Raw genomic sequence first — 14,000 nt, 5'->3', positions numbered from 1 at the left:
GATTGCTCTTCCACTCTGGCAGCCGGTTGCTAGCGTGTCTTGCTACGCAGGGCAACGATTGCGGCGGCAGTCTCCTCGATGGAGCGGCGGCTGACATCGATCATCGGCCAATTGTGGCGAGTACAGATCTGGCGGGCATAGGCAAGCTCAGCGGCGATGGTAGCCCGGCTGATGTAGGTATCAGCATCATACCCTGGCGACGCTCCAAGAACGCGGTTCTCGCGCACATGCGAGATTCGCTCTGCCGATGCAATCAGGCCGACGATCAAAGGCTTTTGCGCTGTGCCAAGACTTTCGGGCATGGGAACACCCAACACGATCGGGATGTTGGCTGTCTTGATGCCACGGTTAGCCAGGTAGATGCTGGTCGGTGTCTTCGAGGTACGCGAGATGCCGATGAGGATAATGTCGGCTTCCTCGAGATCAGCAGGCAGCTGGCCGTCGTCATGCTCCATGGTGAAGTTTAGTGCGTCGATGCGGCGAAAATAATCTGCATCAAGAACATGCTGTGCGCCGACGCGGCGGCCAGCTGGTGTTCCGAGATAGGACTGGAAGACGGCAATCACCGGTTCCAGTACCGACACGCAGGGGAGGCCCATGGATAAGCATTTTTCGTCGATACGCTTGGCAAGCTTTTCATCGACAACTGTATAGAGAACGATTCCGGGTTCCGCATCGATGTCGTCAAAAACCTTGGTCAGCTGCTTTTCGGTGCGGATCAAGGGGTAGATGTGCTCGATGGCGCGCGCGTCCTTGTATTGCGCGGCTGCGGCGCGTCCGGCGGCCAGGAGTGTTTCCCCGGTGGCATCTGAAATGAGGTGCAGGTGGAAAAAGCTCTGCGGTTTGTTCACAGGAAAGGCCTCCATGGCCGGCGGAGTGTGGATAAGTGGGCGAAGCGGCAGAGGCGGTCCCGCAAGATTGTATCAGATGGCAGTTTGTCCACAATTCGTGGTTCTGTGCGAAAGAGCCAAGCGCTGTGGATGACAACGCTGTGTGCCTCATTTATGCAGAATTTCACATCTATCGGGCTGCGAATGCCATTGCTTGAACACGTTGACTCGGCTGAGAAAATTGACGTTATCCCCGAACTTCACAAGTTGTCCGACCTTCTGTCTGCGTCATTTGGCAGGATCGGGTCGAGCGTGGAATTGTGCGAAACTCATAATCCCCGTTACCAACAGAGTCTAAGAATCAGAATATCCTTTTAGATAGATTCTTTATTTAAGAAGCGGGCTGATGGGACTGAGGCACGAATGGCTTTGAAACGGATAGTGGTCGACGTACTCAAAGGTGAAACGGTGTTTCCTCCGCCTGTGTGGTTGATGCGCCAGGCTGGTCGGTATCTCCCCGAGTATCGTGAAACGCGTAAGAGCGCGGGAAGTTTCCTGGATGTTTGCTATAATCCGGACTTGGCTGTCGAGGTGACCCTGCAACCAATCCGCCGGTTTGGTTTTGACGCTTCCATTGTGTTCTCCGATATCCTCGTTGTGCCCCACGCACTTGGCCGAGACCTCCGCTTCGAGGAGGGACGTGGTCCGCTGATGACTCCGATAGAACCTTGGGAGGTGGAGCGTCTGGACCGTGAAACGTTTCACGTGAATCTTTCTCCGGTCTATGAGACTGTCAGGAGGCTTCGCCAGGAGTTGCCGCCGGAAACTACGCTGATCGGCTTCTGTGGCGCACCATGGACTGTGGCAACCTATATGATCGCGGGACACGGCACACCTGACCAGGCGCCGGCTCGGCTGTTTGCGTATCAGCACCCTGTGCAATTTGCTGAACTGCTCAATTTGTTGGCGGATCTGTCGGGGGAATATCTCATTCGCCAGATCGAGGCGGGAGCCGATGTAGTACAGGTCTTTGACAGTTGGTCAGGGGTTCTTGACGAAGCGTGCTTTGAAACGTTTTGCGTTCAACCGATGGCGCGGATAGTCCGGTGCGTGAGAGCACGGTTTCCGGACGTGCCAATCATCGGTTTCCCAAAGGGGGCGGGCTGCCGTTATGAGACATATCGGGGTCTGACCGGTGTGGACGCTCTGGGACTGGACTGGACCGTCCCGATGCATCAGGCGCAGCGCCTGCAGGCTGGTGGGGCGGTGCAGGGCAACCTTGATCCACTGCGCCTCGTTGTCGGCGGGAGAGCTCTTGAGGAGGGCGTGGGGCGCATTCTTGATGGGTTGGGGGATGGACCGCTGGTCTTCAATCTCGGGCATGGCATCACGCCGCAGGCGCCAATTGTCCATGTCGAGTCGATGCTGCAGCAAATCCGTGGAGCGCGGCGTTGATGGAGAATTTTTATCCGTGGGCCAAGGCGATCCACGTCATTGCTGTGATCTCATGGATGGCGGGCATGCTTTATCTACCCCGCCTTTTTGTGTATCACACCGATGCCGAACCCGGATCTGCGCAATCTGAGACGTTCAAGGTGATGGAACGACGTCTTCTGCGTGCAATTATCAATCCCGCGATGTTTGTCACTTGGGTGTTTGGTCTGTGGCTCGCATGGAAGGGCTTTGGGTTTAGCGGGGCATGGCTTCATGCCAAGATTGCACTGGTACTGATGATGTCGGCGGTGCACGGATATCTGTCTGCTGCAGTTCGCGCATTTGCTGAGGACAGGAATGGAAAATCTGCGCGGCACTGGCGGTTCGTCAACGAAGTACCCACTTTGTTAATGGTTGTGATCGTCGTTCTGGTAGTTGTGAAACCGTTCTGATCCTGTCGGCCTCTTCGTGCTGCAAATGCCGCCTTGCTCTTTGTGAGCGACGTCGATAAAAGACCATCAACTTCGCCCCGACCCCGTATTCCTCCCTCGGTCGCTTCCGGCGCATTTCGCTTTCCCAAATTCCTTTTCAATTTAAATTCAGAGTCCGCCAAGATGCAGGAAATGAAACTCCAAGAGCTCAAGAGCAAAAAACCGCCAGAGCTCATCGCTTATGCCGAAACGCTTGAGGTTGAGAACGCCAGCGTGCTGCGCAAGCAGGAACTGATGTTCGCGATTCTAAAGCAGTTGGCTGCACAGGATGTTGAGATCATTGGCGAAGGCGTCGTGGAAGTGCTGCAGGACGGCTTTGGTTTCCTTCGCTCTGCGAATGCCAACTACTTGCCAGGTCCGGATGACATTTATATCTCGCCATCCCAAATTAGGCGCTTCTCGTTAAAAACCGGCGATACAGTCGAGGGGCCGATCCGAGGTCCTAAAGAAGGAGAGCGCTATTTTGCGCTCCTCAAAGTCAATACGATCAACTTTGAAGATCCGGAGAAAATCCGCCACAAGATCCACTTCGACAATCTGACGCCGCTCTACCCCGATGAGCGACTGCGTATGGAAGTTGAAAACCCCACCACCAAGGATCTATCAGCCCGTGTGATTGATCTGGTTGCGCCGCTTGGTAAGGGCCAACGCGGCCTGATCGTAGCGCCGCCACGCACCGGTAAGACCGTGCTGTTGCAAAACATCGCGCATTCGATCACCTCGAATCACCCTGAGTGCTACCTGATTGTTCTACTGATCGACGAACGTCCGGAAGAAGTCACCGACATGCAGCGGTCGGTGAAGGGCGAAGTCGTTTCCTCGACCTTTGATGAGCCGGCAACACGTCATGTGCAGGTCGCCGAGATGGTCATCGAGAAGGCCAAGCGGCTGGTTGAGCATGGGCGCGACGTCGTCATCCTGCTTGATTCGATCACGCGGCTTGGTCGTGCCTACAATACGGTTGTACCGTCATCAGGCAAGGTGTTGACCGGTGGTGTCGATGCAAATGCGCTGCAGCGACCGAAACGCTTCTTCGGTGCCGCTCGTAATATAGAGGAAGGTGGTTCACTGACTATCATCGCGACCGCGCTGATTGATACAGGAAGCCGTATGGATGAAGTGATTTTTGAAGAGTTTAAGGGCACCGGTAACTCTGAAATCGTTCTTGACCGCAAGGTGGCAGACAAGCGTATTTTCCCGTCGATGGATATTCTGAAGTCTGGCACGCGCAAGGAAGACCTTCTTATCGCACGTCAGGATTTGCAGAAGATTTTCGTTCTGCGTCGTATTCTAGCACCTATGGGCACAACCGATGCTATTGAGTTCCTTATCGACAAGCTCAAGCAAACGAAGGCCAACACGGACTTCTTCGATTCGATGAACACCTGATCTTCTGTCCTTGTCTGGCGCGTTTCTATATCGCGCCGGATATAACTGATAGATATGGAAAGTTCTGGTGAACTGCAGTTTATATTAGCGGTTCGACGACGCATTCGGCGCGCACATTGGATGCGATACTATCTCGCTTATCGATTCGCCTCCGGTACAATTGTATTATTATAGGTGATTGTGCTTGCATGACGACGCTGGGTCCAAGTTTTTTGGCCGAGCCGTCGAAAACGTCTGCCGAAGCTGCTTGGGTTTGTGCGTCGTGATAGCGCGACTGAATTCGTATCGCCCCAATTAGATCGATAGTGCCATGCCAGAACAGACCATATTCAGTGACTCAATCTTCGCCCTGTCGAGTGGACGGCTCCCCTCAGGGGTTGCTGTTATCCGACTTTCAGGTTCTCATACCCGCGATGCCATGGTTGCCTTGATCGGAGGAGTGCCTGAACCCCGCAAGATGAAGGTGGCCTTGATATCTGACACGGCTGGTTTGCCAATCGACCGCGGCCTTGCAGTGTTTTTTCGTGGTCCTTTCAGCTTTACCGGTGAGGACTGCGCTGAAATTCATGTCCATGGAGGTCGAGCTGTCGTTGCTGCCTGCCTCGCGGCGCTCGGAAATATAGTTGGTTTCAGGCAGGCAGAGGCGGGCGAGTTCACGCGGCGCGCATTTCTGAACGGGAAGGTTGACCTTACTGCGTCTGAGGGTTTGGCCGATCTTGTGGATGCGGACACCGAGGCTCAAAGGCGATTTGCAATATCAAATGCATCAGGAGCTCAGAAGACGCTTTATGAAGGTTGGAGGTCAAGAGTCATAGCAGCTCGCGCTCTGATTGAGGCCGAATTGGACTTTTCTGACCAGGAAGACGTCCCTGGCTCAATATCGGGTTCCGCCTTCGCGGATATAGAGGCGTTGGCTGTAGAGATCAGGCACCACATTGCTGGCTATCGGCGAGCAGAAATTGTGCGTGAGGGATTCAAAGTAGTCATCGTAGGAGCCCCCAATGCCGGCAAATCCAGCCTCCTCAATGCGCTGGCACGTCGCGATGTTGCGATTGTATCGGAGGAAGCCGGCACAACACGTGACCTTGTTGAGGTTTCGCTTGATCTATCCGGCGTTAAAGTAACACTTGTTGATACCGCAGGTATACGTGACGCGACCAACAGGGTGGAACAGATCGGCATTGAACGCGCGCGCGCCGCTGCCGTGGCGGCAGACCTTGTGATCGAACTCCGAAATCTTGACGTGGTTGACGCGCCGATATTATACGACACAGCCCCAGGGATCGTGGTGGGTTCGAAATCTGATGTTGGCACACACAAACTGGATAGCGTCGACTTTAACGTTTCTTCGATAAGTGGTCACGGAATTGAAAAGCTTCTGGCCGAGATTGAAGTGCGAGCAGTTTCGGCCATCGGGGCCTTAGGCGATATCTTGCCATCGCGAATGAGGCATGTTGAGCTGCTGAGCATTACCGCTTCACTTCTTGAAGATTCATACTCATCGGGCGATATCCCCTTAGAGTTGCGTGCGGAGGACCTTCGAGGTGCGAGCTTGTCATTGGGGCGGATTGTTGGTTCCATTGATGTTGAAGACCTGTTGGATGCAATCTTCTCATCGTTTTGTGTGGGAAAATGATTCACGTGAAACATCCGAACCATGGGTGTTTCACGTGAAACCCGAGGCGCTCGGCTCTTACGATAAGAGCATATTCGCAATTTTTCGCCGCTTTCAACGGGACGACTAATTATGGACTTTGATGTTGTGGTAATAGGTGGGGGTCACGCCGGCTGTGAGGCTGCGGCAGCTGCAGGACGCGCCGGTGCGAGGACGGCGCTCCTAACCCTTAGCCATGAAACAATTGGTACAATGTCATGCAATCCAGCAATCGGTGGTCTCGGAAAGGGCCACTTGGTGCGTGAGATCGACGCTATGGACGGATTGATGGGACGGGTAGCAGATGCTGCCGGAATTCAATTTCGGATGTTGAACCGCCGGAAAGGACCAGCCGTTCGAGGTCCAAGGACACAAGCTGACCGGAAGCTTTACAGGCGCGCGATGTATCAAGCGATCTTGGACCAAGCTGGTCTCACCATTGTCGAAGGTGAGGCTGTTGACTTCATAATAGTAGGAGGCTCTGTTGTCGGGTTAACGTTACAAGACGGAACATCGATTCGGTGCCGTACCATTGTCCTCACGACGGGGACGTTTTTGGGTGGACTCATCCATATTGGAGAACGGAAGATCCAGGCGGGGCGGCTAAATGAGAAGGCCTCCATCGATCTTTCGCATGCGATGCGCAGAATTGGGTTCACGCTCGCGCGTCTCAAGACTGGCACACCTCCGAGACTAGACGGGCTGACAATCGAATGGAGCTCGCTCGAAATGCAGGCTGCTGATGACGAGCCCATTCCATTCTCTGCCATGACAGATATGATCAAAAACCAGCAGATAGAGTGTGGGATTACGCGGACAACACCTGCCACGCACTGCTTAATCCGCGAAAATCTAGGTCGCTCCGCAATGTATTCGGGATCGATTGACGGAGTTGGGCCACGCTACTGCCCCTCAATTGAAGATAAGATCGTTAAGTTCGGGGACCGGGAGGGCCATCAGATTTTCCTCGAGCCAGAGGGATTGGACGATGACACCGTTTATCCAAATGGCATTTCAACGTCATTGCCTGAGGACGTGCAGATTGCATTGCTGAAAACGATCCCCGGTCTGGAACGCGCTACAATGCTGCAACCAGGCTATGCGATCGAATATGATTACGTTGATCCGCGCGAACTGTTTGCAACATTGGAAACTCGAAAAGTATCCGGTTTGTTTCTAGCTGGCCAAATCAATGGAACGACCGGGTATGAGGAAGCGGCCGCACAGGGTATAGTTGCAGGGATTAATGCGGCGCGGCGTGCGGGAGGGAATGACGGAATCGTGATTGGCCGCAGCGAAGCGTATATCGGCGTGATGGTGGATGATCTTGTGACGCGGGGGGTGAGTGAACCCTACCGTATGTTTACCTCGCGCGCCGAGTTCAGGCTATCGCTGCGCGCGGACAATGCTGATGCGCGGCTAACGCCTCTGGCAATGTCGCTTGGAATAGCTTCATTGGAGCGAACGCGTCGATTTGAAGACGCTTCTGCTGCATTAAAAGCGGCGCGCGAGATTGTGAATAAATTGTCGGCGACCCCGGATCAGGCTGCTAGGGCGGGGATTGACGTTCGAAAGGATGGGGCGCGCCGAACGGCTTTTGATCTATTGTCTTATCCAGATATCGATGTCAGTCGCCTATCTGAGCTCTGGCCTATCCTCAACCAGTTTGACAAAAAGACGAGAGAAGCGTTGGAAACAGATGCCCGCTATGCTGTTTATTTAGAAAGGCAGGGCAACGACGTTGCGCAGATGCGCCGTGAAGAGGCTAGACTGATCCCTAAGAATATTAATTTCGCGGACGTCCCGGGTCTATCCAATGAAATCAAACAGAAGCTGCGCCTGCAGGTGCCACGTTCGATCGCTGATGCGCAACGCATTGAAGGCATGACGCCAGCCGCGCTGGCGTTGATTGTGGCGCGCGTTCGCCATTTTGAAACGAGCCAACAGCGCGGTGCGGCGTGAGTGAACTGAACTTCGAGAGATTGACGGCGGCCGCTGGTCCGGTTTCACGTGAAACATTTGAAAAGTTATTGGTATTTGAGACGCGTTTTTTGCACTGGGCCAAGCGCGTAAATCTGGTGTCGTCGTCCACAATACCCCATCTGTGGTCGCGCCATATTCTGGACAGCGCTCAATTGCTCAGCCTCGCGCCTGAAGCCCTCAGTTGGGTGGATCTGGGATCAGGTGGTGGTTTTCCAGGCGCTGTGCTTGCGGTTCTGCTTGCCGATAGGCCAGGTGCCCACATCGATCTGGTAGAGAGCAACCGCAAAAAGGCTGCATTCCTGCAGAGTGTCCTTGGTGAACTCAGGGCGCCAGCGCGCGTGCACGCTCGCCGGATAGAGGAGAGTCACAGCGTCGTCACTGCACCACAGATAGTCACCGCGCGGGCGCTAGCACCACTCTCACCGCTTCTCGCGCTGGCAGAACCTTGGCTGCAGGGCGAAGCAAAGGCTCTTTTTCACAAAGGCCGGGATTATCGTTCAGAAATTGAAGAAAGCATTCACCGGTGGGAATTCCATCTGGTAGAACATGTCAGTATCGTTGACCCCGACGGCGCTATTCTGGAAATATCCAGATTAAAGCCCCGTTACGGGCCGTAATTCAAGCGCAACTGCGCTAGCAGGCAGATATGAAGCAAAGCCCACGGATCATAACAGTAGCCAACCAAAAGGGCGGCGTCGGAAAGACAACAACAGCAATTAACCTCGCAACTGCGCTCGCTGCGATTGGTGAGCGCGTTTTGATCGTCGATCTTGACCCGCAGGGCAATGCCAGCACCGGATTGGGCATAGACAGGCAGGATCGTAAGGTATCATCCTACGATGTGTTGACCGGACAGCTCGGCATTTCTGACGCTGCAGTCCCCACTGCCGTGCCAGGCCTGTCTATTGTGCCATCTACCCTCGACCTGCTCGGTATTGAAATGGAAATTTCGGCCGCGCCGGATCGAGTGCTCAGGTTGCGCAATGCCTTGGCAAAGAACTCTGAGAGCGAAACCGGATTTTCCTACGTTCTTATTGACTGCCCACCTTCGCTCAATCTGCTGACCCTAAACTCAATGGCTGCAGCTGATTCTGTTCTCGTTCCACTGCAGTGTGAATTTTTCGCGCTGGAAGGATTGAGCCAGTTGTTGGAAACGGTAGAGCAGGTGCGCCGGACCATCAATCCAAACCTTATCATTCAAGGTATAGTTTTGACGATGTTCGACAAACGCAATAATCTCGCAAATCAAGTGGTTCAGGATGTACGCGCGCATATGGGTGACAAAGTGTACGAGACTGTCATCCCACGTAATGTCCGCGTTTCAGAAGCGCCGTCATATGGAAAGCCCGCAATTTTGTATGATCTGGCTTGTGCAGGGAGTCAGGCCTACCTCCAGCTTGCATCTGAAGTCATTCGCCGCGAACGGCGGCTGCAAGCCGCTTAAAACTTGATTCGATACCGTAATGATTTGGGCTGAAAATGAGTGAAGATATCTCGAAGAAGCGCCTCGGACGCGGACTTGCGGCGTTAATTGGTGAAATGGACCGGCCGGCGGAGCCCGCACGTCAGCATGCCAGCCCTGATGGCCAGGTGCCGATCGAATTCGTCAAGCCGAATCCGAAAAACCCGCGACGGAGCTTTGCGGAGGCTGATCTGACGGATCTGGCGCAATCGATTCGGGAGCATGGCATCGTACAGCCGGTGGTAGTTCGCCCTTCGGCGCAGACAACAGGGCATTACGAAATCATTGCGGGCGAGAGGCGGTGGCGCGCGGCGCAACGCGCCGGTTTGATGACCCTGCCGGTGATTATTCGAGACGTTGATGACCGCGTCGCACTCGAACTTGCGATCATCGAGAACGTTCAGCGCGCCGATCTCAATCCGGTCGAAGAGGCGCAGGGCTACCAGCAATTGATGGACGAACATCATTATACGCAGGCGGATCTCGGCCAAGTCATTGGCAAGAGTCGAAGCCATGTCGCAAATACGCTGCGGCTGTTAAAGCTACCCGACGTCATTCGAGATTTGCTTGTAGATGGCTCGCTGTCTGCCGGGCACGCGCGGGCGCTGGTCACAGCTGCTGAACCTGCCGCTCTAGCCAAGCGCATTGTTGAGGAAGGGCTTTCGGTTCGGCAGGCTGAGGCGCTGGCTCCTCTTGCTGCATCTGCACAAGAGCGGCCGCAACGTTCATCCAACGGAACCGACAAGGACCCGGACACCGTGGCGCTGGAGGGCCTTCTGTCTAACGTAACGGGAATGAAGGTGACAATCAGCCATCGGGATCGGGGTGGAGATGTCAAAATTTCTTATCGCTCTCTCGAGCAGTTAGATGAGCTATGCAGGCGTCTTAAAAGCTCATAAAGCCGGCTAATTGTTTTTAGTGACGGCGCTGCTGACGCGCACTTTCAACGGTGAGCGCCAGAAGCGCCTGCCGCGCGATGGGTTCAGCAAGGTCGGCGCGACGACGTACTTGCAGGATGGCAGCTTGTAGCGATCCAAGCGCGCGTGTGATGGCAGCGCCACTCCAGTGCTGAAGCGCCTTCTCTACGGTTCTGCGTCGGGAGAAAAATACAGGCGGCCGTGCAGCGGCAACGACGGATGCTGCACCGCGCCCATCCGCATCCATTGCCCCGCGCATCAGTTCCAGCACATGAAATTGGCGCAGCGCCCAACCTAGCAGCTGGCTTGACGCTTGGCTCGCTCCCAGGCGAGAAAAAGCAGCGTCGAAGTCAGCTGAACTACCCTCAAGAACAGCGTCTATCGCCGCATCCAGTGAAAGCGCGGCGATGTCCCCCGTCATCTTGCCAACATCATCCAATGTGATTTGGCCCTGCCCGGCTGCATAGAGCACCAGTTTTTCTATTTCGCCGCGCGAGGCTAACCGGTCTCCACCGAGGCTGACCTTCAGCGCATGGCGTGCGTCAAGCGCGATAGACATATTGGCCTTAGACAGTTCTTCGTCGATGATACCATCCAGGCCGCGCGCTTCGTCGGCATAGCAGGGTAGCGCCATGGCGTGGGCCGCCGCCTCGACGTTGCTGCGCAGCGGCGCTCCTTTTTTCAACTCACCAGCCTCAACAATAATGATGGCATCGCTTGATGGCCTTTCCGCCAAAACCTTAATCTCGGCGGCTAGTGATTTGTGCGCACCCGCATTGCGTATCCAGATGAGCCGGCGCTTGGAAAACATTGGCACTGTTGAGGCTTCGTCGATCAGCCTGCCGGGAGTTTGCTCAAGTTCTTGCGCATCAAGACGAACCACCGAAAAAGGATCGTCGACCGCAAGGCCGGTTGCAGCTGCCACAGCGCGCGCTCGCTCGGCCACCAGCCCGCGGTCGGGGCCGTAAAACAGCATGATGGGGGTCTGCAGGTCACGCCGCGCTAGCCATGCGTCGACCTCGTGGGCTTTTTTCTGGGCCATTCGGCGGAGATAGCACGTTTGACTGGATTGGGGATAGGGAACGCGGACGCCAAAGGCCTCCCAAATCCCAGACAGCAAAAGGGCCCGGTTCCCTAGCCTCTATGCATTTCAAATCTAAGAAGATTTGGAGCGGGTGAAGCGATTCGAACGCTCGACCCCTACCTTGGCAAGCGAGAAATTACGCGGTCGGTTCAGATGATCTGAGTGGCGCTGAGTGCGCTCGAATGCACCAGAGTGCGTGTTCCTCGGGGCAGGCAGATCTCAGAGAAATCGAACCACGACGCACTGGAACGAACCGGTTCGAACTTGCGCGATACCCAGAGCGATTGACCGCGCGGTGACCGCACCTAGCTGGTTGCGGATGGGAGCTTAGTGCCTTCTGAGCAGCTCTATTCCCCAATCATCTCCACGAAAGCTTTGTCTGGGACCACAATCAAATTTTGAACGTTTGGTGCTGCGTCGCTATGCACAAGATCGTTGGTTGGTTTGTCGGTTGTGATGAACGCGTTGATGTCCTTGGCGATCGTTTCGTATGCTGACCATTGAATATTGTGGCCGATATCACTCTCTTGAAAACCCGATTCGGGCAACGGAATCGAGCCGTACTCTTTGAAGTAAATTGGCTGCCCAAACTTCTTCGCAGCAACCGCAAGGGAGCCCTTGATCGCCTCTTGGTCGGAAGCCACGAAGATGCTGTCTTGCAAGCCCCACATCACCATTGTGGGCACCGACATTTCCTTCAATCGCTCGGTGTTGTCCTGGGATAGGAGTGCTTTGGTGGCCCCAATCCACGTCCCAAGCTTTACGCTGGCAGTCTCAGGAATATAGGGCACGAGAAAGGCGGGGTCAGCTGCCGAATCGACCACCCAGTTTGCAGCGAGCCACTCTCCAACCTTGGCATCTGCATCCGCTGGGGTTAGCTCGTAGAAATCAACAGGGTAGCTCTTGCCTTTCGCTTCGAGCGCAGCCCGCCAAGAGCCCTCTATCGGCTCTTTGAGCACATAGTCCGCCAAGGCGACGTTGCCGACCCCACTAACGGCGCTGGCATCAAGGATTGCGTGGGCAACCATCCCTGGATGAGTAAGGGCGACTTCCTGAACGATGAACGATCCCAGTGAATGACCTGCCAATTCCGCCTTTTCAATCCCCTTGGATTGCATGAAAGCGACGATATCGTGTGCAAAATCGGCAGGACGGAAGCAGTTTTCTGGAGCGGGCGCGCATGTCACAGCGTCCGGCATGCTGCTCCTCCCATGGCCTCGAAGGTCGACAGCAAAGATGTGTAGCTCTGGATTGATCTCATGCAGACTTGCCATCGTAGTTGACCAGGATCGAACGTTGTCCGTCAGGCCATGAATTAGAATGACGGCAGGTCCTTCCTTTGGTCCGACTTCCAAGTAGCTCATTTCAATGCCCGTAGGGAGCTTCTCGTAACAGCGCGGACCGTCGACCGTTTCGCAGCCAGATTGAGCCGCCACGCCGCCAACTGTGACTGAAAGGCCAGCTAGGCTACTGAGTGCAACCCAGAACGCAGTTTTCAGTTTCAGAGTCATTGGACCATCCTCAACGAGTTAGTCAGCGCCGACTAATCGGATACAAGCGCTGCAAAGCAAATTGCACCATAGGCGTCACATAGCAAAGTTCACAAGGACTCAGGCTGACGGTGTAAAATCGACCGCACGACAAAGCCTCTTCCAATCCTTATGAGAACGGTTCTGAATGGCCGCTTCGCCCCAACGTTTGGCCTACGAGGTCGCCTCTGGAAAAGGGATGCCTATTGCTCAGGCGGATAGTTCGAGCGGTGTGCACCCCGCCGACATAGCGATTTCACGCTTCGTCGAATCCGTAAACTGGTACCCGCGTGTAATCCTGATCTTTTGAGCCACTTTCAAGCCTCACGCTTTCTCAACTGAAAAATGGCCCCTAAATGCGAAAAAGCCGCGGTTTCCCGCGGCTTTTCGATGCTTGATTTCATTTAGAAAACTGGAGCGGGTGAAGCGATTCGAACGCTCGACCCCAACCTTGGCAAGGTTGTGCTCTACCCCTGAGCTACACCCGCTCGCCCGGCGCTGACGCCGCAAGCCGGGCCTATATGGCCGAAGCGCCTGTTGATTGCAACAACGAAATAAATGATTTTTAGCACATACCGAGGGGTCGGACAGACATGCCGGCCTCTGCCAAAACATGGCGGAAGAGCTATGAGGCTTGCCGCGCCGACGTCGGCACACTAGACGACAGGGCAACACAAGGCTGAACCATGCCGAAAACCAGCGACGAACTTTTTGCCTTCCTTGCCGAATTGGGGATTGTGTACACAACAATTACCCATCCACCGCTGTTCACGGTGGCAGAATCGCAGCATTTGCGAGGCGAAATCTCTGGCGGAAATACCAAAAATCTCTTCCTGAAGGATAAGAAGGGGCAATATTTTCTGCTTACCGTTGGCGAAAGCGCCGAGGTTGACCTCAAGTCGATCCACCACGCCATAGGGGCAAGCGGTCGCGTCTCTTTCGGGAGGCCTGAACAATTGTGGGAGCTGCTTGGCGTATTGCCCGGTGCAGTTACGGCATTCGGCGTGATCAACGATACCACCGGCGTGGTGAAAATGGTGCTCGACGCTGATCTGATGCAGCATGAGGTGATCAACGCGCATCCGCTGGTCAATACTGCCACCGTTTCGATCGCGCGCGGCGACCTTATCAAGTTTCTGCGCGCGACCGGGCACGAACCTGATATCTTGAAACTTGCGCAATGAATGCCACATGGACAGAAGCCTGCGGTGGCGCGGCGCAGTGGTA

General features: G+C 54.9%; 12 protein-coding genes and 1 tRNA gene. 9 read left to right on the top strand and 4 right to left on the bottom strand.

The features are described 5' to 3' along the window. Positions 1 to 29: 29 nt before the first annotated feature. Positions 30 to 851, bottom strand: a complete 822-nt coding sequence (locus GA830_RS04455; protein WP_195163902.1) for a pyruvate, water dikinase regulatory protein — start codon at positions 849 to 851, stop codon at positions 30 to 32. Positions 852 to 1,253: 402 nt separating this feature from the next. Between GA830_RS04455 and hemE the strand changes: the two genes are divergently transcribed. The 8 genes from hemE (at position 1,254) to GA830_RS04415 (ending at position 10,142) form a co-directional block, all read left to right on the top strand. Beyond that, complete coding sequence (gene hemE, locus GA830_RS04450) at positions 1,254 to 2,285, top strand: uroporphyrinogen decarboxylase (RefSeq protein ID WP_195163901.1); 1,032 nt, start codon at positions 1,254 to 1,256, stop codon at positions 2,283 to 2,285. Continuing rightward, positions 2,285 to 2,716, top strand: a complete 432-nt coding sequence (gene hemJ / locus GA830_RS04445) for a protoporphyrinogen oxidase HemJ (RefSeq protein ID WP_195163900.1) — start codon at positions 2,285 to 2,287, stop codon at positions 2,714 to 2,716. Before hemE ends, hemJ begins: the two co-directional genes overlap by 1 nt. 162 nt (positions 2,717 to 2,878) lie before the next feature. Beyond that, positions 2,879 to 4,144, top strand: a complete 1,266-nt coding sequence (gene rho, locus GA830_RS04440; protein WP_195164762.1) for a transcription termination factor Rho — start codon at positions 2,879 to 2,881, stop codon at positions 4,142 to 4,144. A gap of 310 nt (positions 4,145 to 4,454) precedes the next feature. Beyond that, the gene (gene mnmE, locus GA830_RS04435) at positions 4,455 to 5,780 is read left to right on the top strand and encodes a tRNA uridine-5-carboxymethylaminomethyl(34) synthesis GTPase MnmE (RefSeq protein ID WP_195163899.1); all 1,326 of its coding nucleotides are present in this window, start codon (positions 4,455 to 4,457) and stop codon (positions 5,778 to 5,780) included. 111 nt (positions 5,781 to 5,891) lie between these two features. Continuing rightward, a complete protein-coding gene (mnmG, locus tag GA830_RS04430) occupies positions 5,892 to 7,760 on the top strand; it encodes a tRNA uridine-5-carboxymethylaminomethyl(34) synthesis enzyme MnmG (RefSeq protein WP_195163898.1) in 1,869 nt (622 codons plus the stop codon). Then, entirely contained in the window at positions 7,757 to 8,398 is a 642-nt protein-coding gene (rsmG, locus tag GA830_RS04425) for a 16S rRNA (guanine(527)-N(7))-methyltransferase RsmG (RefSeq protein ID WP_195163897.1), read from the top strand. Before mnmG ends, rsmG begins: the two co-directional genes overlap by 4 nt. Before the next feature lie 29 nt (positions 8,399 to 8,427). Further along, positions 8,428 to 9,225 (top strand): ParA family protein, encoded by a 798-nt coding sequence (locus tag GA830_RS04420; RefSeq protein ID WP_195163896.1) that lies wholly within the window; start codon positions 8,428 to 8,430, stop codon positions 9,223 to 9,225. A 35-nt stretch (positions 9,226 to 9,260) separates the two neighbouring features. After that, positions 9,261 to 10,142, top strand: coding sequence for a ParB/RepB/Spo0J family partition protein (locus tag GA830_RS04415; protein WP_195163895.1), 882 nt, complete (start codon positions 9,261 to 9,263; stop codon positions 10,140 to 10,142). A 16-nt stretch (positions 10,143 to 10,158) separates the two neighbouring features. Here GA830_RS04415 and holA read toward each other — a convergent pair whose 3' ends face one another. The 3 genes from holA to GA830_RS04400 all read right to left on the bottom strand — a co-directional run bounded on the left by holA (position 10,159) and on the right by GA830_RS04400 (position 13,261). Further along, positions 10,159 to 11,202 (bottom strand): DNA polymerase III subunit delta, encoded by a 1,044-nt coding sequence (gene holA, locus GA830_RS04410; protein ID WP_195163894.1) that lies wholly within the window; start codon positions 11,200 to 11,202, stop codon positions 10,159 to 10,161. Between the two features lie 389 nt (positions 11,203 to 11,591). Next, positions 11,592 to 12,755: an alpha/beta fold hydrolase gene (locus GA830_RS04405; RefSeq protein WP_195163893.1), complete on the bottom strand. Its 1,164-nt coding sequence runs from the start codon at positions 12,753 to 12,755 to the stop codon at positions 11,592 to 11,594. 431 nt (positions 12,756 to 13,186) lie between these two features. Continuing rightward, a tRNA-Gly gene (locus GA830_RS04400) sits at positions 13,187 to 13,261 on the bottom strand. 198 nt (positions 13,262 to 13,459) lie between these two features. On the opposite strand from GA830_RS04400, the gene GA830_RS04395 reads away from it, so the two are divergent. Beyond that, positions 13,460 to 13,957: a prolyl-tRNA synthetase associated domain-containing protein gene (locus GA830_RS04395; RefSeq protein WP_195163892.1), complete on the top strand. Its 498-nt coding sequence runs from the start codon at positions 13,460 to 13,462 to the stop codon at positions 13,955 to 13,957. The last annotated feature ends 43 nt before the right edge of the window (positions 13,958 to 14,000 follow it).

The sequence above is a fragment of the Mesorhizobium sp. NBSH29 genome (assembly GCF_015500055.1).
Lineage (GTDB): Bacteria > Pseudomonadota > Alphaproteobacteria > Rhizobiales > Rhizobiaceae > Neomesorhizobium.
This window is presented reverse-complemented; position numbering and strand designations above follow the sequence as displayed.

Coding starts and splice junctions, on each gene's coding strand:
- hemE (WP_195163901.1), top strand. CDS start 1,254: ATGGCTTTGAAACGGATAGTGGTCGACGTACTCAAAGGTGAAACGGTG.
- hemJ (WP_195163900.1), top strand. CDS start 2,285: ATGGAGAATTTTTATCCGTGGGCCAAGGCGATCCACGTCATTGCTGTG.
- rho (WP_195164762.1), top strand. CDS start 2,879: ATGCAGGAAATGAAACTCCAAGAGCTCAAGAGCAAAAAACCGCCAGAG.
- mnmE (WP_195163899.1), top strand. CDS start 4,455: ATGCCAGAACAGACCATATTCAGTGACTCAATCTTCGCCCTGTCGAGT.
- mnmG (WP_195163898.1), top strand. CDS start 5,892: ATGGACTTTGATGTTGTGGTAATAGGTGGGGGTCACGCCGGCTGTGAG.
- GA830_RS04420 (WP_195163896.1), top strand. CDS start 8,428: ATGAAGCAAAGCCCACGGATCATAACAGTAGCCAACCAAAAGGGCGGC.
- GA830_RS04415 (WP_195163895.1), top strand. CDS start 9,261: ATGAGTGAAGATATCTCGAAGAAGCGCCTCGGACGCGGACTTGCGGCG.
- holA (WP_195163894.1), bottom strand. CDS start 11,202: ATGGCCCAGAAAAAAGCCCACGAGGTCGACGCATGGCTAGCGCGGCGT.
- GA830_RS04405 (WP_195163893.1), bottom strand. CDS start 12,755: ATGACTCTGAAACTGAAAACTGCGTTCTGGGTTGCACTCAGTAGCCTA.
- GA830_RS04395 (WP_195163892.1), top strand. CDS start 13,460: ATGCCGAAAACCAGCGACGAACTTTTTGCCTTCCTTGCCGAATTGGGG.